The organism is Comamonas nitrativorans, from assembly GCF_042654765.1.
In the GTDB taxonomy this organism is placed as follows: domain Bacteria; phylum Pseudomonadota; class Gammaproteobacteria; order Burkholderiales; family Burkholderiaceae_C; genus Comamonas; species Comamonas nitrativorans.
In genome coordinates this window covers 1-968 of the sequence record NZ_JBHSEW010000028.1, presented here as the reverse complement: position 1 = coordinate 968, position 968 = coordinate 1, and the positions used below count along the sequence as shown (strand labels likewise).

Genomic DNA, 968 nt, shown 5'->3' with positions numbered 1-968 from the left:
GAGCGATTCCCAACGCCAACCTTGGACTGCGCAGCCGCCAGGCTGTCAAAAGCAAATCGGGGCAAAACCTGCAGGATGCGAACGTACTCAAACTCAAGATCACCCACGGTTACGCATTGAAGGTGCCACTGGCCAGCACCGTGACCCAGTTTTTGCTCAAGTGGGCCGACGATGGCAAAGATCCTTTCATCAGCGGGTTGTATGCCCAGCGGCGCATTCCTTTGGTGACACACGTTACGGTGCAAATGCAAAGCGATGGGGTGGAAAGCGCGAATCTGATTTCGATTCCAGGGCAAGGCAATGGCGGGCATCCGGTGGACCCTGGTTTTCTTGAGCCTCCTGGCAAGGCGCCGCCCGAGTGCGTCACCGTCGGCTGCACCACCATCGTTGACCCCAGCATTCCTCCGGGTTCTGGCGGTGAAAACCCTCCGTTGCTGGAATGCCCGCCTGGCGACATCAATTGCACCCCCTTGGATGAGGATGGCCCGGTTTGTTCAGTACCTTGATCGTGATGCTCCGCACCTTTGGATCTTTCCTTTTATGTCAGTTGGCGTTCTTCTCCCTCCTGGCCAGCTTCTCAGTCCTTGGGCAAATCCCGGGCGTTCCCGGCCTGGGCGGCAGCGGCACCTGCGACCCCAGCTGCACATGCCAGCCCTGCCCGGCGAACTGGGCCTGCTGGGCGCGGGTTGGCGTCTGAGCTACGAAACCGAACTGTACGAAGTCGGCAGCACCGTGCAGGTGCTGTAAGCGGACGGCAGCCGCATCAACCTGCTGGGCGTCACCGGCCCTGACCAAACCCAACGCCACTACCACTACGAAGACAAGCGCTGGCCCTACCGCCTAAGATGTTCAGTCCCGGCATTTGATGGATAGGATTGATCGTGAAGCGTTCGGGCTCATCTGTCCACTGCTTGCAGATGAATTCGTAAGGTGTCAGGCCCTTGAGCGTCTTGAGTCGGCGGCCGAAG

At 59.5% G+C, this 968-nt stretch carries 2 pseudogenes; one reads left to right on the top strand and one right to left on the bottom strand.

The window, feature by feature from the left end:
* Nucleotides 1-506, top strand: a pseudogene (locus tag ACFO3A_RS15645) (OmpA family protein); the annotation flags it as partial.
* A gap of 272 nt (nt 507-778) precedes the next feature.
* Here the strand turns inward: ACFO3A_RS15645 and ACFO3A_RS15640 are convergent.
* Nucleotides 779-968 (bottom strand): annotated as a pseudogene (locus tag ACFO3A_RS15640) (hypothetical protein); the annotation flags it as partial.